Source organism: Runella rosea, from assembly GCF_003325355.1.
Taxonomy (GTDB): domain Bacteria; phylum Bacteroidota; class Bacteroidia; order Cytophagales; family Spirosomataceae; genus Runella; species Runella rosea.
In genome coordinates this window covers 808,281-833,536 of sequence record NZ_CP030850.1, presented here as the reverse complement: position 1 = coordinate 833,536, position 25,256 = coordinate 808,281, and the positions used below count along the sequence as shown (strand labels likewise).

Here is a 25,256-nt window from a genome sequence, read left to right as displayed (position 1 = left end):
TTTATCAAAATTATTAAAACCTTGAGCCGTAAGAAACTGATTAAATTTGCGAGTAATGCACTGGCAGACAATGTGTTAGAGATTGGAAAACCTCTCTATGAAACCATCAAAGGAAAGTGGAACGAACGTTACTTTTTGAACACAAATCCGATAGTTCTTGAGCTTGCCTGCGGAAAAGGGGAGTATTCGGTCGGATTAGCGCAAGTATACCCTGATTTGAATTTTATTGGCATTGATGTCAAAGGCGATCGACTGGCGGCGGGCAGTCAGCAGGCCACACTGCTTGGCTTGACCAACGTGGCGTTTCTCAGGGCGAACATTGAGTTTCTTCAAAACTTTTTTGAAGAAGGAGAAGTGGCTGAAATCTGGATTACGTTTCCTGATCCTTTCAACCTTAAAAAACGGATTCGGCGGCGATTAACCCACCCTCATTTTCTGGAAAAATACCGTGCTGTAATGAAGAAAGAAGGTTTGTTGCATTTAAAAACCGACAATCGAGAGTTGTTTGATTTTACTTTGGAAGAGCTTTCGCAGTTTGGGGTGAGGGATTTAGAAGCCACTTTTGACCTTTACCAATCCGAGATGCACGATGATCACCATGGAATTAAGACGCGTTTTGAACAAATTTTTACCGAAAAAGGGTTTCCAGTACACTATTTAAGAGGCCGTTTTTTATAAACCAGAATGGTAAATGAATAAATATTCAAAAATGAATAAAATTTCATTTTATTGGGTAACTGTTTAATTATCAGTAAATTATCAATAATTGGTTCAACATTAATAGGGAGAGGAGTAATAGAAAAAGGCACTACCACTAGTGCCTTTTTCAGTATGAATAACTTAATCTATTTACTCAGTTTATTTATTTCGAAATTAACTGTGCAAAGTATTTAACTGTACGAACGAGTTGGCTTACATAGCTCATTTCGTTATCGTACCAGCTTACAGTTTTCACCAATTGCTTATCGCCCACGTTGACTACTTTCGTTTGGGTCGCATCGAAGAGGCTTCCGAATGAAGTTCCGATGATGTCGCTGCTTACGATTTCGTCTTCGTTATAACCAAAGCTTTCGTTACTGGCCGCCTTCATGGTAGCGTTTACTTCTTCGGTGGTTACTTTTTTATTTAAAATAACCGTTAATTCGGTTAAACTTCCAGTGATAACAGGGATACGCTGAGCGCCACCATCCAATTTGCCTTTTAGTTCGGGCAATACTAATCCGATTGCTTTAGCGGCACCAGTACTATTAGGAACGATGTTTGAGGCGGCAGCTCTTGCACGTCTTAAATCACCTTTAGCATGAGGAGCATCAAGGGTATTTTGATCGTTTGTATAAGCGTGTACTGTGGTCATGCTACCGATTTCGATGCCAAAAGCGTCATTAAGGGCTTTTGCCATTGGTGCAAGACAGTTTGTGGTACAACTTGCGCAGCTGATGATGGTTTCACTACCATCTAGGATGCTGTGGTTTACGTTGAATACAACGGTTTTTAAATCTCCCGTTGCGGGAGCGCTGATAACGACTCTTTTAGCACCTGCGGTAATGTGAGCAGCGGCTTTATCTTTATCGGTAAAAAATCCTGTACATTCGAGTACAACATCTACTTCGTGAGCTCCCCAAGGAATTTCAGCAGGGTTTTTTTGGGCATAAATGCGTACTTCATCGCCATTTACAACAATACTATTATCGGTTGAGGTTACTTCTTCGTTGAATCTTCCTTGTGCAGTGTCGTATTTTAGGAGATGAGCCAGTACAGATGGGCTGGTCAAATCGTTTATGGCTACTACATCAATGTCTGGCATGTTGTAAATTTGACGATAGGCAAGTCTTCCAATTCGTCCGAATCCATTGATGGCTACTTTTACTTTTGTCATGGGTATTTTTTGGTGGTTTAATGGAACATCATTAATTCATTGGCAAAGATACTATATATTTTTTATTTACAGCAGGTATACGTCCCCATTCAGATTTAGTAAACTAGAATACCTTTCTTAGTATTTGGCTAGTATTTTAGTATATTTTGCTAATTTCTGCTTTATTATTTAGCATAAAGGTTGCATAATTGCTAAATATATACGAATAATCTTAGTATATATACTAAATAAAAGCTAAATGTTATTAAAAATACTAAATATAGTATAATGCTTATATCCTAGACAAATAATACCAGTATAGAAGGCCTTAAGACAATAAATACATAAACACTACATCATTTGCCAATAAATTAGTAATATTACATACAAAATAAATTAATCCCTAATACATAAAAAATAGAGTAGGGGAACAACAACTCAGATACAAGAACTTCATATAGAAGAAACAACCAAAACCATTCAAATAAGATACCGAATATTATTTATACTGATAATAATACATTTTTAAAGCTTAAACAAAGTAGATAGTTATTAAAGTTTAAACACCTTGTAATCATATTATTAAATCAAAATAAATCAAGTTTTACTTTAACTACAAATGAACGAAAAAGTACAAATAGAAGCCGCTTGGGACAATAGAGAGCTCACCAAAGACCCACAAGTCATTCAAGCTATTGAGAATGTAATAGACGCATTGAACGAAGGCAGAATCAGAGTTGCTGAACCAACCGACGACGGTTGGATTGTCAACGACTGGATAAAGAAAGCTATCCTTCTTTATTTCCCAATCCGACAAATGGAACTAAAAGAAATAGGGATTTTTGAATACCATGATAAAATGAAACTAAAGACTGGCTACAAAGCATCTGGTGTGCGGGTTGTACCTCCAGCTGTAGCAAGACATGGGGCATACTTAGCAAAAGGGGTCATACTAATGCCGTCCTATGTTAATATAGGTGCTTACGTAGATGAAGGCACCATGGTTGATACTTGGGCTACCGTTGGAAGTTGCGCCCAAATAGGCAAACATGTACACCTTAGCGGGGGAGTTGGAATAGGAGGAGTCCTAGAACCACCACAAGCAGCACCAGTAATCATTGAAGATGGTGCATTCATTGGTTCACGCTGCATCGTAGTTGAAGGAGCACACATAGGTAAGCGAGCCGTCTTAGGAGCTGGAGTCACAATTACTGGTAGCTCCAAAATCCTGGACGTGACAGGAGATCAGGTCATCGAATATAAAGGATACGTACCTAATGATTGCGTTGTTATTCCAGGAAGTTATCCTAAATCGTTCCCAGCAGGGACATTTCACGTGCCATGCGCTCTTATTATCGGAAAAAGGAAGCCCAGTACTGATCTAAAAACCTCACTTAATGAGGCATTACGAGAGAATAACGTAGCAGTTTAAGATAAATAATATTAAAAACGAAAAAGCCACTTCAATCGAGTGGCTTTTTTACGTGCTTCATTTACCCCATAAAATTACTGTCTTATCGGAAAAACCCGACTTAAGCAAACCACAAATATTCGAGCAAATCGGCTTACCTTTTTCACAATCTTCCTCACTATCTGACCAAATATTGTGCTTCTCTGTTTGACTTATACAAATGTAATAAAAAGGTTTTGTAAACTCAAAATAAAAAATGAATTATTTACAAAAAATTACATTATTCAATTTTATATTAATAGGTGCGTAACTTTTATTCTAAGAATCAGTGTAAAATACTTTAACTAGCTTATTATCAGATATATATACTATTTACATAAATTTACACTATGTGTAAATATGTAAACAATGTGCAGTTTACGTCTTTCAATAATGGATACAATTGTCAACATAAAATTTTTGTCTGTAAACATTTGTTATGTATGTAAACATCTGTAACTTTGTAAAATCATTTTTAATGTTTACAACATGGCGACATTTTCAGATTTTACAGATATCCGCTACCTGAAGAATAATAAGATTCGGGTCATTCTACATCAGAATAATATGAATGCTTCTCAATTTGCTGATGCCATAAAAGTACAGCGTTCAACCATTTCACACATTTTGGCTTATCGTAATCGGCCAAGTCATGACATTTTAGAGAAAATTGTGGCTTGGAATGAAAAATACAACCTAGAATGGTTTCGAACTCAGTCACCAGAAGAGGCGCAGATTATAACACAACTAATTGAAAATCAGGGATACGGTGGGGCAAAAGTGAGTAATGTAACTACACCAGATTTGCGTGAAAGAAACCACGCAACCAAGGTATCTACCTCAGCTGATTCTCGAACCGCTCACAGCAAGCCCGAAGTGACCGTAAATCACTCTCTTGAACTGATAAAACCACGTCGTGCGGTACTTATAACCATTGTTTATGATGACGGTAGTTCTCAAGTCATACCCGTTGACCCAAATTCTAAGTTCAATCAATTTTTGGGACAATAAAAATCCTGCAGAAAATGGTAGAAGAAGTATGACAAAAAAACTATATCCACCCTACAAAAAATTAATTCGTTTTAATACATACCCCAATTCAACACTTAATATATATTAATACTATACTTTATATTATCACATATAAAATATAGTAAATATAGACTATATAGGGAAATAATATTTAAGCGAGGGGAAATAAACAGTAGGAGTGGGCCTGGAATTCTGAACATTATAAGGAGCTATTTTTCAGGCAGTCAACACGCCTACTTTCTTGTGAAACGTTTCTAAAGACTGAACAATCTGTCTATTAATGTTTTAGGTACTACTGTTTCACAATTTTTTCACGGTGTTCCACGTGAATATATAATTGCCTAATAGTCAGGGATTTAAAAAAGAAGCTATTTTACTGTTATTCTCCTCATAAAAATGGGTTGTTGACTTGCATTATAACGCTGAAAACCCAAGATGATGAATTTCATTTTACCCAAAATATTGGTACATATTTTAAATATACTAGATTCATTCCTTCATTCCGAGTCTGTTGAGGCAACCCGCAATCGAGAAGAGAAATGTAAAAGACCCAATTTTAGAGAATAACTTTATTATCAGTCGTCAAAAGAATTTAATGCAAGCCACCTTACAAACCATTTACGCACTTTTCTTCTACTTTGAACGATATCTTCCCTCTTGATTTCTTTTTTGTCTATAATCGAATCCTTGGGGCAAATTCAGTATTACTCTTTTAATGGCTCTTAATGTCCCGCTGTCATATTTGCCTTCGTAAAATTGTTTGAATTTGCCACCTACTTTGTCTTTTCCTTTTACGTCATAATCCTTCATATACCATATGTTGGACCAGAATTAGCACAAAATAAATGTATTATAATTTACATTATGTTAAATAAAACATTCAAAAATAAAGAGTGAGTTGAACCCACTCTTTATTTTCTTATTTTGTTTCTTCACAAACAATTTTCTTTCCTTCAAACTCTTTCAAAATGACATCCAATTGTTTCAGCGTTTCAACAACGGCTTCTTCTTCTTTAATCGCTTTTGCCTTCGTAAAGTAAGGCAGTGATTGTTTGAATTTGCCACATACTTTAGGTTCAACGTCTTTTCCTTTTACGTTATAATCCTTCATATCCATCGCATCCACTTCTCTCTTCATTTCAACTGCTTCGTTGAAATAAAATACACCCATATTAAAAAGTGCATCGTAATTGTTAGGATCAGCCTTCAATGCTCTGTCATACGCTGATTTTGCCCCTTCACGGGCCTTTGTAAGCTTTGCATTAAGTTCTGCAATTTTAGCCGTAGGGTCTCCTAGTTTGGCAATTTCCTCTTTTGTTTTGACCAATTCTGCTTTAGCTTCTTCCAAAGCAACTTTGTTTTCTTTCTGCTTTGCTTCTACCTCTGCTTTTTGACGCTTCAAATCGGCATTTTTAGGTTGTTTTGCAATCAATCCAGAAATTCTTTTTACTTCGTCTGCAAAAACTTTATCTGTTTCTTCCGCTTCCTTTATTTTACGATCAACACCTCCTGTTTTTTTAGAAGTTTCGGCCAGCTTCCTGATTTCTCCAGTAATCTGTTGTACTTCATTGTCGTTCAAAATACCCAAGTTAAGCGCATATTGTGCATTTTTTGGATCTAAGTCGATTAGTTCATTCAAACCAACCTTCGCTTCTTCCAAACGTTGTGTGTCCAAAAGTACATTGACACGTTCAGCTTTAAAGGAAGTTTTGCTTGCTGGTAATATCTCCATTCCCTTATCCAAGATTGCGAGTGCTTTATCGTTCTTCTTTTCGATACGGTACAATTGCGCCAAAAGGGCGAAGTTCCCGGCGTCCTTCCCTCCTTTTTCGATATATTGCTCCATCATGGTCGCCGCAATGTCATTTTTTTGACTCTGCATGGCACTGTAAGCACCGTATAAAGGAGCTAGCGTATCCTTCGGATTCACTTCTTGTGCTATATTGAAAAACTTAATTGCGTCATCATACTTTTTGGTCTGGAATTTCTCGGCACCTTGTTTTACAAGTGCCGTTCCCAAATTTACCCCACTTTCGTCCGTTCCACCTGTCAGAAACTTCTGCGCTTCTTTGGTCACTTTACCTGGTTTTGCAGCATCTACCTCTACTGCTTTTTTAAATGATTCATACGCCACTAAAGCGGCGCTTGAGTCCATTTCAGTATAGAGACGGGCAATTTCATCATACAATTTGCCCCGATCCAGCCAAGTGCTCGATTTTGCACCTGCTTTGGGGTCTGTGATAGCTTTGTCGCTTTTTTCTTTTTCTTTCTTTTTCTGTTCAAGTACTAATTTGTCTACCTGAGAAAAGGCAGAAATAGCAAAAAAACTAAAAGCAGATGTTACGATCAACTTTTTCATTTTGAGGTAAGTTATTAAGTTTAAAATTTGAGCAAAAAACGGGATAAAAATTGACTTATTGTTGATTGAATAAATTTAAAAAAAAGGATAAGAGAGCAGATTGTTGGATAATTAACAAATTTATACCCTAAAATCTACTTTCTTATCGCACATATTTCATCCAATCTAGGCTTCGATTGGTGGTTCGGGGGCAGCTGCGCCTCCCTCTTCACTCCCATCAATAACTGCTTCTTCTGATTCTATACGGGTAACGGATGAAATCTCGTCGCCATCGTTTAACTTAATCAACCGGACTCCCTGGGTGTTTCGGCCCGCAACGCGTATTTCAGTGACTGACATACGAATCGCAATTCCTGATTTATTGATAATCATCAAATCATCACTATCCGACACTTCTTTGATTGCCACCAGATTTCCTACTTTTTCCGTAATATTCAGCGTTGTTACACCTTTAGCCCCCCGGTTAGTCTCACGATAATCTTCAATCTGAGATCGTTTTCCATATCCATTTTCGGAAACTACCATCAATTGTTTTTCCAAATTACTGACGCAGAGCATTCCAATCGCTTTGTTGGTGGTTCCTTCATCACCCAATTCGATACCCTTCACACCAGCCGCGGTACGACCCATTGGACGGACTCGACTTTCATGGAAGCGTACGGCCTTTCCTTCTTTAGACGCAATGATAATTTGGTTGTCACCGTTGGTCAGTGCCACATCCAATAAGCGGTCACCTTCATTTATTGTGATTGCCGCAATACCATTGGCACGTGGCCGAGAATAGGCTTCCAACAATGTCTTTTTGATGGTCCCGTCTTCAGTACACATGATGATGTAGTTATTGTTGATATAATCAGCATCACTTAAAGTACGAACATTGATGACAGCTCTTACTTTATCACCCGACTCAATATTTATGAGGTTTTGGATGGGCCGACCTTTGGCCGTTTTTGAACCTTCGGGAATCTCGTATACTTTGAGCCAGAATAACTTACCGAATTCGGTAAAAATCAGCAGATAGTTCAGCATCGTTGCCGAAAACAAATGCTCCGTAAAGTCATCATCTTTGGTGGTAACTCCTCTTGAGCCAACTCCTCCCCTGCCCTGCGTACGGTACTCACCGATTGGGGTACGTTTTACGTATCCTTGATGCGAAATAGTAATCAACATTTCTTCATCAGCAATCATGTCTTCATCGGCAAACTCTTCGGCGGCGTACTCAATTTTTGAGCGGCGGGCATCACCGTAGCGTGCTCTCAAATCCATAAGTTCGTCTTTGATAATCTGGAACTTACGAACCTCATTGGCTAAAATATCCTGTAAATCAGCAATGAGCTTCATCAATTCTTCGTATTCGGCGATGATTTTGTCGCGCTCCATTCCAGTGAGGCGTTGTAAACGCATCTCTAGTATAGCACGGGCCTGAGGTTCACTCAAACTGAACTGTTCAATCAAACCATTTCGGGCAGTTTCGGGGTCACGGGCACTTCGAATCAACTTAATGACCGCATCTAGGTTATCGAGGGCAATCAATAATCCCTGTAAGATATGGGCTCGTTTTTCTGCTTCCCGAAGATCATACTGCGTACGACGCGTGATTACTTCCACCCGGTGCTCCACGTAATACTTTATCAAATCTTTCAGGTTCAACAACGCAGGGCGCCCTTTTACCAAGGCAACATTATTGATGCTGAATGATGATTGAAGAGGAGTAAACTTATAAAGGTGATTTAAAACAATATTGGGAATACTATCTTTTTTCAACTCAAACACAATGCGAATACCGTCGCGGTCTGACTCATCGCGGATGGCCGAAATTCCATCCAAACGTTTGTCATTGACCATATCGGCAATCCGTTTGATCATGTCGGCCTTATTGACCATGTACGGAATCTCCGTAATCACAATTTGCTCACGTCCTGTCTTTGTTTGCTCAAAAGTAGCCACTGCACGCATCACAACCCGTCCTCTTCCTGTCTCATAGGCAGACCTAACTCCCTGATAGCCATAAATAATAGCTCCAGTAGGGAAGTCAGGTGCTTTGACGTACTGTATCAATTCCTGAACAGTGATAGAATTATTATCAATGTAAGCAATAGTCCCATCAATGACCTCAGTAAGGTTGTGAGGGGCCATATTAGTGGCCATCCCTACAGCAATACCCGAAGAACCGTTTAAAAGTAGGTTGGGTAATTTGGCGGGCAATACGGTTGGCTCTTCATCCGAGTCATCGTAGTTAGGCTGAAAGTTAACGGTCTCTTTATTGATGTCTTGCAACATCTCTTCGGCAATACGTTTCAGTCTTGATTCTGTATAACGCATGGCGGCGGGAGAATCGCCGTCCAACGAACCAAAGTTTCCCTGACCATCAACCAACATGTAACGAAGTGACCAAGGTTGCGCCATCCGCACCATTGTATCGTAGATTGAAGCGTCGCCGTGGGGGTGATATTTGGCCATCACGTCGCCGACGGTACGGGCCGATTTTTTATAGGGGCGATTGTGCAAAAAGCCCGATTCAAACATTGTATAAAGCACCCGACGGTGAACAGGCTTTAATCCATCGCGGGCATCAGGGAGTGCACGAGAAATAATGACCGACATTGAATAATCAATGTAAGCCGTACGCATCTCATCCTCAATGTTAATAGGAATAATATTACCGGTGTTTTCTGACATAAACAAAAATTAAATGCTTTTGTACAAAAATACACCAAATACTTTATAATGGCAAAACTAGCTCCGCTTACGCCGTCTTTCGTTTGCCTGCTCCCTTTTTTCGGCCGCAGTCCTCGGCTTTCCGAAGAAATGGGGCTTGGGGAAAGTGCCCCGCCCGCGCACAATACTCCTACCATGACTATGCTCATGGCGCACCTTGCAGCCTTTGATTGGACATTGACGATACCAACATCCTCCAACCCCTAAACCACACATCAATACCAACAAAATGGACAGCTTTTTATTCATTGTTAAGGCAATGTTTTAAAATGGGTCACCTTTTTTTAAAAGTGAAAGTACAAAAAAGTCATCAGAAAGGTACTTACATACATGGCATGTTTTAAAAATGGAGGTAGTGCAGGTGGATTTAGGGTAGTGAAAAACAAAAAAAGCCGACACTTTCGTATCGGCTTTAGAGCCCCCAGCCGGGATCAAACCAGCGACCTACTGATTACAAGTCAGTTGCTCTATCAGCTGAGCTATGGAGGCTTTTTCTATTTGTTTAGAGTGTAAATAGTAACACTTTAGAGCCCCCAGCCGGGATCAAACCAGCGACCTACTGATTACAAGTCAGTTGCTCTATCAGCTGAGCTATGGAGGCAATACTTCACGAATACTAAATCTTTAATGATGCAACAGGTGAGCGTTAAAGACATTCATATTTCGTGGTGCAAAAGTAGTATTTTCTACTAGTTTACACAAATTTAGTTCGCTTTTTTTTACAAAGCTTCACGAATAATTTTCAGTTGATGCTTAAAATCAGCCAGTTGCTTTTGGGCAACTTCGATTTTTTTCACGAACTCTGCACGAACTTTCTCGCCATTTTTAGAACGACCAAAAAATTCGATGTTATTTTGCCAAATCGTCAAATCGTTTTCAATTTGAGTCATACGGCGGCGAATATCCATTTCTTTACGTTGGAGACTGCGTGATGATTCGCCATCGGCAACCATCGACACTTCATTCTCAAGGATAACCTGCTCTCTCTCTTTAGAAGAGAGTTTACCGATAGCACTCACGTACGCATTGACCGCATCAATATAGCGTTTGTTGATGGCCTGCATATCTTTCTTTGGTACAAATCCAATGCCTGACCATTCTGATTTAAACGCATTCAAATCACTTAAGCTTGCCTCGCCTGCTTTTGCACCTGATTCTATTTTTTCACACAGTGCTTGTTTCTTGGTGAGGTTTTCAACAAACTCCTTCTCCACCTCTGAATTCTTAGCCCGTTTGCGGTCAAAATAGGCATCACAGGCTTTCTTGAATCGGTCAAATATTGAATCTTTAAATTTCTCAGGAACTTGTCCAATCTGCTTCCATTGTTTTTGAAGCGCAATCACTTTATCGGTATTGGCAGAGGAATCCTCACCCGCTGCCAAAATTCCTTCAACTGCTTCGCAAAGTTCGGTTTTCAGTTTCAGGTTTTGTTCGCGCTTTGCTTCCAATTGACGGAAGAACTCTCCTTTGTTGTGAAAAAACGTTTTGAGGGTTGCCCAAAACTTTTTGCTCAACTCACGACCTTCGTCGCGCAGCATCTGTCCTTTGGCATTGACCCATTGCTCTTGAAGTGCTACCACTTCTTTGGTCTTTTCGTTCCACTCATTAATGCTGCTGGAAGTAAATGCCGTAAACGGAACCAACGCCTCGTATATCTTAGACTTGATTTCGTAGTTTTGGGAGAGCAACTGTTTTTGATCTTCCGTTTGGGCACGACGCGCATCATATAAAACATCCAACGCGGACTTCATGCGTTGCCAAAGCAACTCTTGCTCTGCTTTGGGTCCTGGTCCGATGTGTTTGTATTCTTCAAAATGCGCGTTTGCCTCTTCCAACACGCCTCGGCTTAGCGCTTTACCTTCTATACTTTTGGCAAGGGCTTCCACTTTTTCAACTAATTCGCCCTTGAGCTGCAGATTTTTCTTGCGGTCAAGCTCTTTAAGTTCAAAATAGATGTTGCGGTTGCTGTAATATCGATCAATCAACGCATGAAATGTCGCCCAAAGCGTGCTGTTGTGAGGAGACGCAATGTTACCTGCCGATTTCCACTCGTCCTGAATTTTCTTAAATTCCTGCCAACTCGTGGCTGGATTCATTGAATTTGCCTCATCAGCATCAACCAATTCACGCAGGCGTTGAAGGAGTTGCGTCTTAACCGTGAAGTTTTTATCCTTCGATTTCTCTAAATCTTGGAAGTAATGATTCTTAACGTCCTTAATTTGGCGGTACAGGGAATCAAAACGCAGGCTTAACTCATCTGGTTTGAACTCAAAGCCTTCTTCTGAACCTGTTTCAGCAATATAGCGTTGTTCTGCCTCGTCACGTTCCGTCTTTTTGATTTGGTCGAAGAATACTTTTACTTCTTTGAGAATTTCATCTGTTCGCTTAAAATCAGCGGGTTTGGCCCCCTCACTTTTGGCAGTTACCAGTTGATTTTCTAATAAATTCACAAACCCCTTCTTATCAAGTTGAGTATAATCAACTGACTGTTCTTCAACCACGTCAAGTTCTTCCATGGCTGCAACACTCTGCTGAGTGAGTTGTTCGCTTTCGCTTAATTCTGCTCCGTCGTTAATCATCGTAAATGTGGTAGTCATCGCTTAGATTTGCAAAAATAATAATAAAGACCGTTTTTCGATGTTTCAAAACCGGTTTTTCAATTTTAAATCTAAATTAACCCAAAATGGCAGGTAAAAAACTGGCTGATCTACGAAAAGATTATAGTCTAAACGGATTAACCGAAGAGGATGTTTTAACAAATCCATTCCTTCAATTTGAAAAATGGTTTGAAGAAGCACAAGCAGCCGAGGTAATCGAACCAAATGCGATGATTCTCAGTACGCTGGGCGGTGATGGCTACCCGCATAGCCGAGTAGTACTACTCAAAGAGGTAGATTCGACAGGATTTGTGTTTTATACTAATTATAACAGTCACAAAGGGATAGATTTATCCATCCACCCCGTGGCGGCACTTACCTTCTGGTGGGCAGAATTGGAACGTCAAGTTCGTATTTTTGGAGATGTACAAAAAGTCTCTGACGCTGAATCCGACGCTTATTTCAGCATTCGTCCTCGAAATAGTCAATTGGGTGCTTGGGTTTCTGAACAAAGCGAAGTCATTGAGAACCGGGAGGTTTTAACAAAAAAACTATCCCTACTGGAACAAAAATTTTCGGATCAAGTTGTACCTAGACCACTTCATTGGGGCGGATACCGAATAGTCCCAAAGGAAATTGAATTCTGGCAGGGCCGTCCCAGTCGCTTACACGACCGCATTCGTTACCGAATCGACCTTGATAATGCGTGGAAAATTGAGCGTCTTTCCCCTTAATTATATATTTACCCCACTATGAATTAATGATATAAATGCATAGAGACATAAGAAATATCACCAATAATACTTATATAGCATCCCTACCCTACCTAATTTTATAATAACCTATGAATCACAGAAATCCGAACAGTTTAACTCGTATCGGTGTATTTTATGATGGTAATTATTTCTTGCACGTAAGCAATTACTATAATTACACGCACGAACGCCGCAGCCGTATCAGCATTAATGGCTTGCATGATTTTATACGACAAAAAGTAGCGGAAGTGGAGAGAAATGAACCCCGCCTCTGCCAAATAGTGGATGCTCATTATTTTAGAGGTCGACTCACCGCGGGAGAAGCTAGTCAACGCGGCGATTTGCTCTACTACGAACGGGTCTTTGATGACATCCTAATGTCGGAGGGGGTTACAACCCATTATTTACCCGTACGTAGTACATTGGGCAAAAAACACGAGAAAGGTATTGACGTTTGGCTGGCGTTGGAAGCATTTGAAATGGCTTTCTACAAACGGTTCGACGTATTGGTACTTATCGCGGCAGACGGCGATTATGTCCCCTTGGTGAGGAAACTTAACACCCTTGGTACGCGGGTAATGGTGTTGGGCTGGGATTTTGAGTATACCGATGAGGAAGGTAGTCGTTTTTATACGCGCACTTCTCAGGATTTGTTGGCCGAAGTAACCTATCCAGTAGCCATGCAAGACATTATTAACAGCCGTGGTGAAGCCTTCAACAGCAACCTGTTTGTCCCTCGTAATAAAGGTAAAGTATTTACAAAACAAGGAGAAGAACCCTCTGAACATACCATTGAAGAGTCAAACACTGCGCTGCTCAACGATGAAGAACGCAAGGAGAGCTTTATTTTATCCCTTAAAGAAGGCTTTGGATTTATAAAATATCCTCCCAACAATGTATTTTTCCATTATACCAGCCTGCGGGATTATGATTTTAATGACCTCGTAATCGGTGATCGGGTGCAATTTACGCTTGATGAAAAAGACGGTAAACGCGCCGTGGGACATGACGTGCTTGTGTTGCAGGAAAATAAATAATAGACTACGGTCAGGCAGGAGGAGGATTTTCTCCTGTCTTCCTATTTTTCCAATCGTCTGACGATTTCATAACACGCCCTGCTGTTGTGATAGGGGCATTTCCAAAAACTTATCTTCGCGTTTCGAACGGGCGTCAAGTCGGGTTTAACGGTTCCGTACCAATCTCCTTTTTGGGTATCTAGCACGTATTTTTTGATAAACTCCCAGCTTTTGAGCGACTTATCTTTATAATGCTCCTCCCCTGTCAGCTGATAAGCATTGTAAAATCCTACCATTTGTTCGGCCAATACCCACCAACTACGCTCGCGGTTATGGTGATTGGTGGCGGGGTCAAATTCATAATCCAACGCACCATCTTCTCCCAACCCACTACAAGCGGCTTCGGCCATTTTGATGCACAATTGCTTTACTTTTTCGCTCCGTTCGTGGTCGTTCAACACTTCGGCTGTTTCCCACAATAACCATGAAGCTTCAATGTCATGACCGTACGAAACAGTTTCGTCCTTGGGACTCCAGTTTTGGTTAAAAAACAAACGTAAACGGTAGGTTTTTTGACTGACCAATTTCTCCATAAAGGCGTCAATTAAATGCACAACACGCTGACGAAGCGTAGGATCAGGCCAAACTCGGTATAAATTGGTAAAAGCCTCAATGATGTGTAAATGAGTATTTTGAGACTTATTCCAGGGCATTTTGCTTAAAATCAGATCATCGACGGGTTCCCAGCTCGGCCCAAACGCTTCAAAATACCCCCCCATATCAACATCATATCCGTGTTTATCTACGGTTTTAAAAAGCTCTTGGGCAAAATCCAACGCAGGGGTAAATTTTGAAGCGGCATAGTATTCACTTAATCCATAAATCGCAAAGGCATGGCCGTAGAGTTGCTTTCGGGTTTCGAGTGGAGCGCCCGCCGCCGTGACCGACCAATACACACCCCCATTTTTGGCATCTCTAAAATGGTTGTATAAATAATGGTACGCTCGATCGGCGAGGACCAAATAGCGCCGACGGTGAAAATGCCGATACGCCAACGAAAAGGTCCACAAGATACGACTGACCAGAATAATTGAACGCGGGGCATCCAAAACTGGCTGATTGTCATAATTTACCTGACCATGAAACCCACCGCGCTGATAATCAGGCGAATATTTTTCCCAATAGGCTAAAATACGTTTCCACTCGGTTAAGTTCTCGCGGGCAAATTGCTCCATTTTACAGGCGTAAGGATAAGGTTATGAGAATTTATGGTAAAAGCCCAGGCTACCACGAATATAATCAGGTCGGTTAGTTTTCATTTTCAGACCTCACCTTAAAAAGCCTTTGAAACCAATTTTGTTTTTCTTTTTCCTCTTGTTCTTTTTCGGCCTTATCCCATTCAAAAGAAGCCAATGGACCCAAATCAGGTTGACCAGCATCCACCCAGCACGTAAACCAGAAATCACTCACCATTTTTACGGAAGCGCGCATCTGTCGCTCTACTTGTCGGTCCAGCATTTGATGGTATTTCTTGGCGAACTCGCGCGAGTAGGTTTTAATGACCACGCCATTGCGATCTTCCAACGCATATTTCAGTTCGGGTTTCATCTGCAATGATGCATTTTTTTCGAACTGTAAAACACTATCCAAGGCGGCATTGGCCTGTCTAACGGCCTGCCACGCACGCAAGGCCGTTTTTTTTTCATATTCCGCCGAGCCTAAAAACATGTCGTATTCTTCGGCGTACAACTCCGGTAAACGTGTTTCCCAAAACGCATGGATTCCTTCTTGACCCGTTAATTGTCCGTTGTAATTTCGGGTAGTGTGCAATGGAACGTTGGCATCGGCAATGTAATGACCTAAATCTGCGGCGACGCGTAAAATACGTTGAGGGTTTCTTTGTCGAAAGGCTTCCGTCAATTGCGATTTGTATTGTTGAATCGCCCAGGGAACGGTGCCATTTAACGCCAATGTATCTTCGCCGTACTTTTTTACGGCCTCATTCCAATACAATGGCAACTTGTACAAAGCACTATCGCCATAGGCTTCCGCATCAATATAATGTCTTGGTGCTTCTCCCACAACGGCATAACGTCGCTTATCGGGGTTGACAGCGTTTTCGGTTAGATAATTGAGGTGTTTCTTAAAAAACACCTGCATTTCGGGCGGAAGCGAAAACACAGCCAAGCGATTGATGCGCTGATGCGCCCAAAAACCCCATATAAAAGGCGAATTATAGCCTATAAAGGGTGCCCCCAACAAAAACAAAAAGATAAAAATTGATTTAACGGCCCATTTTTTATGTTTAAACACCTCACTTACACAAAATATTATTCTGTACGTCTTAAATCTGAAATTTTGCAAAATAGACTTTGATAGCATTTAAAATGGCGGTTAAAAGTGTTTTAAATTGTTAAAAGTGAAAAAATTAGTTCTTCTAAATCCTTAACCCTCAGCAAAAATGGTTAAAACACAAACAGAAAGTACAATACTATGCCAAACGGGCCTCCTAAGCTTGTTTTGTGGTTGGAAATAGTCTCATAATATGATTTGGCAAAATTACATTTTAACAGAATTATTACAATTTTTTATAAAAAATATACAATTTTAATACAACATTCGTTAATTTTGCATCGTATTCAAAAATCAGAAATTTAAGTCAAGAGCACTCTTTTAATTAGCACTTACCATGGACAAGAAAAAAATAATAGGATACTTTAAACCGATCGTTGGACTTTGCGTTTTTATGCTCATCATTTACGGAGCCTACACTCCCAGCCAAAAGGCAGAAATCCAAAAAATCGTTTGCATTAAATTCAAACCAGGCACTCCCGCTACTGACGTAGAACGCCACATGAATGAGTTTGCTCAGTTGAGACGTGAAATCCCCCAAATGGTTGCTTACAGCGGCGGAAAAACACTTAGCGTAGTTGGCAAGTCAGAATATGATGCCATGCATTATTTGACATTCAGAACGGAAGATGACATCACGACTTTTCAGAACCACCCTAAATACCAAGCATTTGTAAAAGAAAATCAGGCTATTTGGGAAAAGGAACTGGTAATCGATGCCAACATTCAGAAGTAACATTCACCCATAAAAAAAACGCTGCTTTTCCAAGCAGCGTTTTTTTTATGGGTGAATGATGGGCAAGTAATCAACTTGATACTTTACCCATCACATACATTTCAGACAAAGTAGGGCTTGGACTTCCGCCACTCATTTCGAGCGTTACGGCAAATGCATCGGCCTGTGGCGCATTTTTCATTTTTTGCATCACTCCATTGACATCAAAAACGCCCAAATCAACGGGCTTTCCGCCAACAAGTCCCCAAAGCTGGTATTGTTTTCCTGCCGCTGGAACGGGCAATGAAAGAACATTAAGTTGGACCTCTTGCGTTTTGGGATTCCAAACCACCCGAACTGCACTATTGGGCGATTTATCAACTCCCTTTAGGGTAACAAACTGATTATCGGCGTTATTTAGATTCGCAATCAGCTCATTTTTTTGATTCAGTTCAACGTTTTGCTGCGCCAGGGAAGTATTCAGGGTATCCAAACGAGCGTTGAAGTAAACCGCTGAGCCTACCAGTGCTGCAATTGAAGCCGCCGCTACCCATCCCCACTGAAAAGAAGGTTGCCGCGAATCAAGCTTGAAGACAGGTGTTTCATCCGCCTCTTCTTGGTTTGCTTCATTAGCAGGCAAATCATTCAAAGAAATCTCCTTTACATCGTCGGCAAATTCCAATTGCGCCATTATTTTATCTTTAAGCCCAGCAGGCGGCGCCACCCGGTGAGCAAATGCGTAACGTTCGACGGCTTCCCCGAGTTGATTCAACTCAGTTTTAATTTCAGGATATATTTTTGAAAGACAGTCTACTTCACGCCTTTCCTGGTCTGTTACATTCCCGGAAAGGTAGTCCTCCAAAATCCCCGATTCGATATATGCTTTTATGTCAATCATGTACCAAAATATTTTCTTAAATCCCTAAGGGCGCTTCTCACACGGGTTTTGACGGTACCAAGCGGCATCTCCAGCCGCTGAGCCGTTTCTTCGTGGGTATAACCTCCCCAATATACCATTTCAATCAGCGTTTGCTGCTCCGGTTTGAGCTGAGAGACCACCTCTCTCAGTTCTTTGGCATCCAGTTCGTTATAAATCTCCTGATGCTCTTCAACCCAATATACGGCGGATTCAATGTCTTGGATTTCCGGCCGATTTACGCGTAGATAATCAATGGACGTATTGCGTGCAATGTTGAGCATCCACGTAAACAACCTCCCCTTACCTACATCGTATTGAGCAATATTCTTCCAGATTTTAACGAAGATTTCCTGTAGCAAATCCTGCGCCGTTTCTTCTGAGCGAACTACTTTGAGTACTACCCCGTACAAAGCGTCGGAATAGTTATCATAGAGGTAGCTGAATGCTTTTCGATCTTGTTGTCGAAGCATTTCAACGAGTTCGCCTTCATCGTATTTAGGCAATTTTAATCCCATATAGTACGGTTAAGACCTTATTAATATTTCGAGTATATACACTCAACTTGCGAAAATGGACTTAGGTTTTACTTTTTTTAATGATTGCAATATCAAAAAAAAATAAGAACTATCTAAATCTATTGTAAATCCTTTTCCCGTAAGTAGAAGCAAAACCAACTTCAATTATGGAAAACACATTCATAAAAGCATCCAAACGTGTGGGATATACTCTCTTGGGGCTCTTTTTGGCCTTTGTGGTATATGCAAATCTAGAACCAGCCCCTATGCACTCCTACGTTAAGCCCATCAGCATGACCATTTTTAAAGTAGACGGACTGACTAGCCCTGAGCAGGTAAATTCAGTAAAAGAAAAAGTGTCTCTACACAACGGAGTAACCGCCTGCGGAGCAAATCCAGTGAGTGAACTCGTCAGCATCACATTTGACCCCGACCAAACGTCGGAAGGTTCACTTCGTAAATTGGTGGGAAATATCACAGGTCGCCCCGTACAGGCTGCGGTGTTTAAGATCGATGGGCCGCCAAGTCCGCAATGCCCTGTTCCGCAAGAATACATAATGGCGTTTGAAAAAGTAAAATACGCGCTTTGCTTCCGCTAAAATAACCCCTTGAACAGCAACACACTCCTACTTTGAACATTAAAGAGCAATTTTAATCTATTTTATATATCAATTAAATCAATTACACACACATGAAAAAGAGAATTCTTGTCCTATCATTCGCCCTTATTTCAGTTTTGAGCGGTTGTAAAAAAGAGGAAGAAACACCAGCACCTTCGTTGTATGACCGTTTGGGCGGAGTAACTGCCATTTCAGCCGTGGTTGACCAATTTATTGCAAACGTAGCCGCCGACCCTAACATGGTACGTACCTTCAAACCATTGTTGGATGATGTTGCCAAAGGGAATACAGCCCGGGTAACTGCGCTGCGTAACAACCTAATCGACCAAATTGGCCAAGCCAGCGGTGGGCCTCAAATGTACAAAGGCAAAGACATGGTGACTGCTCATGCAGGCATGAACATTACCGAAACTGAATTCAATTCATTGGTCAATGACCTTGTATTAGCTCTTGACAAATTCAAAGTGCCCGCCACCGAAAAAGGTGAGCTTTTGGGAGTATTAGGTGGACTGAAGGGACAAATTGTAGGTAAATAGTACTCAGCTATCCAGTAAGAGGGTGGTAAACTATTGAGATAGCTTACCATAGAGGTTGGATAGTTGAAGGTTAACAGGGGCAAAATTACTTGCCCCTGTTTTTTTATTCCACCCAAAGCACCAAACCTTTCAGATAGCTCCCTTCAGGATGAAACAAATTGACTGGGTGGTCGGGTGGTTGCGTGATTTGATGCAATACCCTTACTTGACGTCCAGCTTCAATCGCAGCGGCGACAATGGTATTATAAAACAACTCCCGGTCTACAACCTGAGAGCACGAAAAAGTAAACAGAATCCCATTCGATTTTAAATGTCGGATGCCGTCGGCGTTCAGTCGTTTATATCCCTGAACAGCCCGGTGACGGGCGGCCATACTTTTGGCAAAGGCGGGCGGATCGAGCACCATTACATCGTAGGTATCGGAGGTTTGTTTTAAAAATGCCATGACATCTTCCGCGTACGATTGGTGCGTAGCAATATCGCCAAAGTTGGCTTGTACATTTTGATTGGTCAAGTCAATGGCTTTTTTAGAAACATCCACAGAATCTACTCTTTCAGCACCCGCGGCCAAGGCGTAAATCGAAAAACCTCCCGAATAACAAAATGCATTGAGGACTTTTTTGCCTTTGGCGTAATACGCCAACAAATCACGGTTGTTGCGCTGATCTAAGAAGAAGCCCGTTTTTTGACCTGTTTCCCAATCAATCAAAAAAGTGTGTCCATTTTCTTTGACGGGATGAGGCACAGCACAGCCGCCGTACAAATAGCCATTTTGCACGTTTTTGGCAAAATTTTCTGGCAAAGTATCAGCACTTTTGTGGTAAATGGCTTTTAAGTCACCGCCATAGACCTCCTGTAACGCCAAAGAAATATCTTCCAACACGCGATACATGCCAATGGAATGGGCCTGAATCACCAAAACACCGTCGTAATAATCAATAATCAAACCCGGAAGCCCATCCCCTTCGCCGTGGATTAACCGGTAGCAATTGGTTCGATTGTCAGGCTGATTAGCAAAAATAACTTTCCGAACGGTTAACGCATTTTGCAGTTTTTGCTTCCAGAAAGCCACATCAGGCACTATTTGTTCATAACTGAAAATCTTCACCGCAATATTACCATTGTGATAATGGCCCGTGGCCAAATATTTATTGCGATTATCTACTACTTCAACAATGTCACCGTCGGCAGGTTGGCCTTTCATTGAGCCAATGGCCCCCGAAAAAACCCACGGGTGAAAACGACGAACGGCTTCGTCACGGTTTGATTTGAGAACTATTTGCGGAAAAATCATTGATTTAATTTAATGTACACCCACGAAAGAAAGCACGATTCGCCTATCATTACGGGGAATTTTACGCAAAGATGGGGGATATAAGAACAATTAAAGCATCTTTCTACATCATTTTGCATAAATATACGTCCCCCAAAACAAGTAGAAAGAGGGCTTTTCGTTTTTATCTTGGAAACAACTAACCATATTAATTTCATGAATCGTCGGGATTTTATTAAACAATCTGCCGTTTTGGGTACCGGTTTGGTACTGGCACCAAGCCTCTTTGCCGAAGCTAAAAAACTTAAAAACTTTGGGGTTCAATTATACAGCGTCCGCGACCTGATGCCAAAAGACCCGAAAGGGACGATGAAAAAACTCGCCGAACTGGGTTACACGCAATTTGAAAGCTACGGAGGGCCTGATTTCTTGTGGGGCATGAGTCCATCAGAATGCAAAACCTATTTGGGCGACTTGGGCGTCAAAATGATCAGTACTCACTTTGATATCAACAAAGATTTGGACAAGAATATTGAACGGGGTGCCGAAGCAGGCCTTAAATACATGCTTTGCCCGTATATCGGTGCGCAAAAAACCATCGATGCTTGGAAGAAAAAAGCGGATTTATTCAACGAAGTAGGCGAAAAGGTGACCAAAGCAGGAATGAAATTTGGTTACCACAACCACGATTATTCATTCAAACCCCTCGAAGGACAAATTCCCCACGAAGTTTTACTCGCCAACACCGACCCTAAAAAAGTGATGTTTGAGTTGGATTTGTGCTGGGTTATCGCTTCGGGCCAAGATGCCATTGCGCACCTCAACAAGTATTCGAATCGCTATGAACTCGTTCACATCAAAGACATGGTGAAAGAAGGCGGTAAAGTAGTTCAAAAAGATTTCGGCAAAGGCTCCGTGGACTATCCAACCATCCTGAAAGCCGCTAAAAAGGCAGGTATCAAGTATTATATCGTAGAGCAGGAAGAATATCCTGTTTCCTCCATCGAAAGCATGAAAGTAGATGCCGAATGGATGAAGAAACTTTCCATCTAAGGGCTTATTGCTAAAAGAGAAAAGCGCGAAGAGGATTTTCCTTTTCGCGCTTTTTGGTTTTTATAAGTTCAACGTTAAGAACAAATAAGCCCTTATTCTTTTTGAGAAGCCCCTTCTCTTACACCCGCTTCAGGTTTCAAAATATACACGTCCAACATTGCTTTTGGACGCGCCAGATATTCACGAATTAAGGTCTTAATCGAATAGCCATTGGGGACATCCTGCGCCGCAAAGCCGACTGCATTCAATCCTTCATGGTCAGCGAGGTAGAGAGCTCGGGCATTGTGGAAGTTTTGCGAAATAACCGTTACGCGTTCCTGACCGTAAACTTCCCGACAGCGTATCACGGAATCGTAGGTACGATAACCAGCCGTATCCAACAGCATGGCATCTTCTGGCACCCCGAGTTTGGTCAGGGCCTGTTTCATGGCTTTGGGTTCGTCGTAGGTTTCGGCCTCTTTGTTGCCGCTCAAAATCAGGTATTTTACTTTTCCCTCTTTAAATAAGCGCGCCGAAGCCTCCATGCGATAGCGAAAAAAGAGGTTTTCTTTGCCACGGGCTACGTACTTGCTTGTTCCGAGCACCAAACCTACATCATTGGATGGCAAGGTGTTTATGTCAAAAAAGACTTTCGAACGGGTAGTATCTACCACAATCCAATTGCATAGCAATATTAATACAACAACGGAAAACACGCTCCAGAAGCCCCCTTTGATGAGTTGTTTCACCAGGGAGACTTGCAGCTTTTTGGAGCGTCGTATTGCGTTAATATGCAGCAATCCTTCTTTCATTTGAGTCTTTAAAATAAACCTAACTGTCCATTTTCGTCGGTCGAAGATACCTCATCAGGAGCATCATTTTCTTCTTCAAGCTCATTCTTAGGTTCTAAAATCGTAACATTCGTTGCTTTTTCGGCTTCGGGCAGTGAGTCGATTTGTTTTACTTCTTTTACTTTCAGACCCGATACTTTGTTGCCCAGTGCTTTCCACCCCCTCACGTCTACAAAGGCATCAAGTACCACAATCTCCTTTTGGGTTTCGGTTTTGCTTTTTTCAATTAGCAATTCCATCCGCGGATGGGCATCGAGCGAAACAAAAATAAGCTTCGAGCCCTTGACATCTCCAATAAAAGAAAACTTCTTGTCAACGGTACTCGTTTCAATTTTAAACCTTTTGGCAAAATAGCTTTTTTGGGTTGCCTCAAAATAAACCGCCGTAATGGGACGGTCAGGCAAAAACTTCTCAATTTGTAGAATGTCTTTCGGTTCATACCGGTTGGTCAGGTCATAGGTTGTCAGCTCGTACGTCCCTTCCTTGTATAAAACCAAAATCAAGTCTCCGTTGTCAAAATTACCCAAATACCGCCCTCGGTCGTCGCGGTTTAGGCGCCCCAACACGCTGTCGTACCATAAATCAACGCCACCAAGGGTTGAAGCCCCCGCCGATTTAAAGATAATTTTACGAACAGGGTACTTTGTTAGCACATTTCCCATAGCCGAGCGGTTTTTAATGGCCAGTTGGGAGAAATTAAAATCAAAAAGTTTGATACGCGCCGTACTCTGCGCAGTCAGGCTAACCGTAATCACCTCTGCTTCACCGTTGTCATTAGCGGTAAAATACGTAATCTTAGATTTAGGCGTTCCGAGGGTCACGTCATATTCTTTGTCACGGGTGATTCCCGTCACCACAAAACGTTTGGCGTAGCTGGCCCCCGATTTTCCGTCCAAATAAGTGACATTGTATACTTTGCGCTCATCATTTTTCTTGAACACCGCTACGTAGATAATGTCTTTTCCAACAAACACTTTCTCCGTAATGCGTACGACCTTGTATTTTCCATCGCGACGGAAAATAATCACGTCGTCGATGTCGGAGCAGTCCATCACATACTCATCTTTCTTTAAGCCATAGCCAACAAACCCTTCTTCGCGGTTTACGTACAACTTTTGGTTGGCCGCCGCCACAACGGTAGCGGCAATGGTATTGAACGAACGGATTTCGGTACGGCGTTGACGGTTCTTGCTGTATTTCTTCAGTAAATCTTTGTAATAGGCAATGGCAAAACGCGTCAAATTGGCCAAGTTATCCTCTACTTCTTTCAATTCCTCTTCCAGTTTCCGCATGGCTTCTTCTGCCTTAAAGCCATCATATTTCGAAATCCGTTTAATCCGCAGTTCCGTCAGACGTAAAATATCTTCTTCGGTTATTTCACGGTAAAAATCGGCTTTGAAAGGTGTCAGACCCGCATCGATGGTTTGAATGACGGCCTCAAAAGTCTCGCATTCTTCAATGTCACGATAAATTCGGTTTTCAATGAAAATTTTCTCAAGCGAACTGTAAAGCAGCTTTTCTTTCAGCTCAAATCGCCTGATTTCCAGCTCTCTTTTGAGAAGATTTACTGTTTGGTCATTACAAACACTTAATATTTCGGATACCGTCACAAAGTGCGGACGATCGGCGATAATGATACAGGCGTTGGGTGAAATACTCACTTCACACTCTGTAAATGCGTACAGGGCATCAATGGTAATATCGGGCGAAACGTTGGGGGCCAAATGCACCAATACTTCAACGTCTTTCGAGGTCAAATCTTCTACCTTCCGAATCTTAATCTTACCTTCATCATTGGCTTTAATGATGGAATCCTTGATGGAGGTCGTTGTCGTACTAAACGGAATTTCGCGAATAATGAGCGTTTTCTTATCCAGCTCTTCAATCTTAGCCCGCACCCGCACTTTTCCGCCGCGCAAGCCGTCGTTGTAATTCGTAATATCAATTTGTCCGCCCGTTGGAAAATCGGGGTATAACTGAATCGGTTGGCCTTTGAGCAACGCAATCGACGCTTCTACCAATTCAATAAAGTTATGCGGTAAAATCTTAGTCGAAAGCCCAACCGCGATTCCTTCCACCCCCGTTGCCAAAAGCAACGGAAACTTAACAGGTAACGTGACGGGTTCGCGCTTACGACCATCGTAGCTCAATTGCCATTCGGTCGTGTCATCGTTAAAAATAACATCACTGCCAAACTTCGAAAGCCTTACTTCAATGTAACGGGGTGCCGCCGCACTGTCGCCCGTACGAATATCCCCCCAGTTTCCCTGCGTATCAAAAATCAGTTCTTTTTGACCCATATTGACAATGGCCTCGTTGATGGAGGCATCGCCGTGTGGGTGGTATTGCATGGTGGCTCCGATGACGTTGGCCACTTTGTTAAAGCGCCCGTCGTCCATTTCCCGAAGAGCGTGTAGGATTCTACGCTGAACCGGTTTAAGGCCGTCTTCAATCGCGGGCACTGCGCGCTCCAGAATTACGTAGGAGGCATAATCCAAAAACCAATTTTGGTACATATCCCCCACATCCGACTGAGTATGGAGGGCATCTTTCTTAGGGCGTTTGTCTTCAGGTAAGGTTTCGTTGATTTCGCTCATTGTCTTTTACTGCGTGATTCGGGGGGTTCGGTTTTACAAAAAATTGGTTTCTTAGCTTCCGTTC

Annotated in this window: 22 protein-coding genes and 2 tRNA genes; 10 read left to right on the top strand and 14 right to left on the bottom strand. The window is 41.6% G+C overall.

Features of this window, described 5'->3' with window-relative positions; genetic code table 11:
• The first annotated feature begins 21 nt into the window (after positions 1-21).
• Entirely contained in the window at positions 22-678 is a 657-nt protein-coding gene (gene trmB, locus DR864_RS03605) for a tRNA (guanosine(46)-N7)-methyltransferase TrmB (RefSeq protein WP_114070134.1), read from the top strand.
• 184 nt (positions 679-862) lie between these two features.
• Here trmB and gap read toward each other — a convergent pair whose 3' ends face one another.
• A complete protein-coding gene (gene gap / locus DR864_RS03600) occupies positions 863-1,876 on the bottom strand; it encodes a type I glyceraldehyde-3-phosphate dehydrogenase (protein ID WP_114065669.1) in 1,014 nt (337 codons plus the stop codon).
• Positions 1,877-2,474: 598 nt separating this feature from the next.
• Here gap and DR864_RS03595 point away from each other — a divergent pair.
• Both DR864_RS03595 and DR864_RS03590 read left to right on the top strand, forming a co-directional pair.
• The gene (locus DR864_RS03595; protein ID WP_114065668.1) at positions 2,475-3,287 is read left to right on the top strand and encodes a 2,3,4,5-tetrahydropyridine-2,6-dicarboxylate N-succinyltransferase; all 813 of its coding nucleotides are present in this window, start codon (positions 2,475-2,477) and stop codon (positions 3,285-3,287) included.
• Between the two features lie 507 nt (positions 3,288-3,794).
• Positions 3,795-4,316, top strand: coding sequence for a helix-turn-helix transcriptional regulator (locus DR864_RS03590; protein WP_114065667.1), 522 nt, complete (start codon positions 3,795-3,797; stop codon positions 4,314-4,316).
• Positions 4,317-4,970: 654 nt separating this feature from the next.
• On the opposite strand, the gene DR864_RS29755 is transcribed toward DR864_RS03590, so the two are convergent.
• The 3 genes from DR864_RS29755 to gyrA form a co-directional block, all read right to left on the bottom strand.
• A complete protein-coding gene (locus DR864_RS29755; RefSeq protein WP_162793538.1) occupies positions 4,971-5,147 on the bottom strand; it encodes a hypothetical protein in 177 nt (58 codons plus the stop codon).
• Between the two features lie 109 nt (positions 5,148-5,256).
• Positions 5,257-6,696 carry a tetratricopeptide repeat protein gene (locus DR864_RS03585; protein WP_114065666.1) on the bottom strand — a complete coding sequence of 480 codons (1,440 nt, stop codon included), beginning with the start codon at positions 6,694-6,696 and terminating at the stop codon, positions 5,257-5,259.
• A gap of 165 nt (positions 6,697-6,861) precedes the next feature.
• Positions 6,862-9,375, bottom strand: a complete 2,514-nt coding sequence (gyrA, locus tag DR864_RS03580; protein ID WP_114065665.1) for a DNA gyrase subunit A — start codon at positions 9,373-9,375, stop codon at positions 6,862-6,864.
• Between the two features lie 48 nt (positions 9,376-9,423).
• Between gyrA and DR864_RS29750 the strand changes: the two genes are divergently transcribed.
• Positions 9,424-9,621 (top strand): hypothetical protein, encoded by a 198-nt coding sequence (locus DR864_RS29750; RefSeq protein ID WP_162793537.1) that lies wholly within the window; start codon positions 9,424-9,426, stop codon positions 9,619-9,621.
• 209 nt (positions 9,622-9,830) lie between these two features.
• Here DR864_RS29750 and DR864_RS03575 read toward each other — a convergent pair.
• The 3 genes from DR864_RS03575 to DR864_RS03565 form a co-directional block, all read right to left on the bottom strand.
• Positions 9,831-9,903, bottom strand: a tRNA-Thr gene (locus DR864_RS03575).
• Positions 9,904-9,942: 39 nt separating this feature from the next.
• Positions 9,943-10,015: transfer RNA gene (locus DR864_RS03570), tRNA-Thr, on the bottom strand.
• A 118-nt stretch (positions 10,016-10,133) separates the two neighbouring features.
• Positions 10,134-12,011, bottom strand: a complete 1,878-nt coding sequence (locus DR864_RS03565; protein WP_114065664.1) for a DUF349 domain-containing protein — start codon at positions 12,009-12,011, stop codon at positions 10,134-10,136.
• Positions 12,012-12,097: 86 nt separating this feature from the next.
• Here DR864_RS03565 and pdxH point away from each other — a divergent pair, with 86 nt between their 5' ends.
• Both pdxH and DR864_RS03555 read left to right on the top strand, forming a co-directional pair.
• Positions 12,098-12,745: a pyridoxamine 5'-phosphate oxidase gene (gene pdxH, locus DR864_RS03560; RefSeq protein WP_114065663.1), complete on the top strand. Its 648-nt coding sequence runs from the start codon at positions 12,098-12,100 to the stop codon at positions 12,743-12,745.
• Positions 12,746-12,855: 110 nt separating this feature from the next.
• Positions 12,856-13,803: an NYN domain-containing protein gene (locus DR864_RS03555; RefSeq protein ID WP_114065662.1), complete on the top strand. Its 948-nt coding sequence runs from the start codon at positions 12,856-12,858 to the stop codon at positions 13,801-13,803.
• Positions 13,804-13,844: 41 nt separating this feature from the next.
• Here the strand turns inward: DR864_RS03555 and DR864_RS03550 are convergent, their stop codons facing one another.
• Positions 13,845-15,017, bottom strand: coding sequence for an AGE family epimerase/isomerase (locus DR864_RS03550; RefSeq protein WP_114065661.1), 1,173 nt, complete (start codon positions 15,015-15,017; stop codon positions 13,845-13,847).
• A 73-nt stretch (positions 15,018-15,090) separates the two neighbouring features.
• Positions 15,091-16,062 (bottom strand): zinc dependent phospholipase C family protein, encoded by a 972-nt coding sequence (locus DR864_RS03545; RefSeq protein ID WP_374755791.1) that lies wholly within the window; start codon positions 16,060-16,062, stop codon positions 15,091-15,093.
• A gap of 409 nt (positions 16,063-16,471) precedes the next feature.
• On the opposite strand from DR864_RS03545, the gene DR864_RS03540 reads away from it, so the two are divergent.
• On the top strand, positions 16,472-16,870 hold the full coding sequence (locus DR864_RS03540; protein ID WP_114065659.1) for a Dabb family protein: 399 nt from the start codon (positions 16,472-16,474) through the stop codon (positions 16,868-16,870).
• A gap of 70 nt (positions 16,871-16,940) precedes the next feature.
• On the opposite strand, the gene DR864_RS03535 is transcribed toward DR864_RS03540, so the two are convergent.
• Together DR864_RS03535 and DR864_RS03530 are read right to left on the bottom strand one after the other, a co-directional pair.
• Positions 16,941-17,747 (bottom strand): anti-sigma factor, encoded by an 807-nt coding sequence (locus DR864_RS03535; protein WP_114065658.1) that lies wholly within the window; start codon positions 17,745-17,747, stop codon positions 16,941-16,943.
• On the bottom strand, positions 17,744-18,283 hold the full coding sequence (locus tag DR864_RS03530; RefSeq protein WP_114065657.1) for an RNA polymerase sigma factor: 540 nt from the start codon (positions 18,281-18,283) through the stop codon (positions 17,744-17,746). Before DR864_RS03530 ends, DR864_RS03535 begins: the two co-directional genes overlap by 4 nt.
• 167 nt (positions 18,284-18,450) lie before the next feature.
• Here DR864_RS03530 and DR864_RS03525 point away from each other — a divergent pair, with 167 nt between their 5' ends.
• Together DR864_RS03525 and DR864_RS03520 are read left to right on the top strand one after the other, a co-directional pair.
• Positions 18,451-18,882 (top strand): heavy-metal-associated domain-containing protein, encoded by a 432-nt coding sequence (locus DR864_RS03525; protein ID WP_114065656.1) that lies wholly within the window; start codon positions 18,451-18,453, stop codon positions 18,880-18,882.
• A gap of 92 nt (positions 18,883-18,974) precedes the next feature.
• Entirely contained in the window at positions 18,975-19,439 is a 465-nt protein-coding gene (locus DR864_RS03520; protein ID WP_114065655.1) for a group I truncated hemoglobin, read from the top strand.
• A 103-nt stretch (positions 19,440-19,542) separates the two neighbouring features.
• Here the strand turns inward: DR864_RS03520 and DR864_RS03515 are convergent, their stop codons facing one another.
• Positions 19,543-20,733, bottom strand: coding sequence for a class I SAM-dependent rRNA methyltransferase (locus DR864_RS03515; protein ID WP_114065654.1), 1,191 nt, complete (start codon positions 20,731-20,733; stop codon positions 19,543-19,545).
• Positions 20,734-20,928: 195 nt separating this feature from the next.
• Between DR864_RS03515 and DR864_RS03510 the strand changes: the two genes are divergently transcribed.
• Positions 20,929-21,765, top strand: coding sequence for a sugar phosphate isomerase/epimerase family protein (locus tag DR864_RS03510; RefSeq protein WP_114065653.1), 837 nt, complete (start codon positions 20,929-20,931; stop codon positions 21,763-21,765).
• Between the two features lie 92 nt (positions 21,766-21,857).
• On the opposite strand, the gene DR864_RS03505 is transcribed toward DR864_RS03510, so the two are convergent.
• Positions 21,858-22,556, bottom strand: a complete 699-nt coding sequence (locus DR864_RS03505) for a SanA/YdcF family protein (RefSeq protein ID WP_199563291.1) — start codon at positions 22,554-22,556, stop codon at positions 21,858-21,860.
• 8 nt (positions 22,557-22,564) lie between these two features.
• Positions 22,565-25,192 (bottom strand): DNA gyrase/topoisomerase IV subunit A, encoded by a 2,628-nt coding sequence (locus tag DR864_RS03500; protein ID WP_114065652.1) that lies wholly within the window; start codon positions 25,190-25,192, stop codon positions 22,565-22,567.
• Positions 25,193-25,256 lie beyond the last annotated feature (64 nt).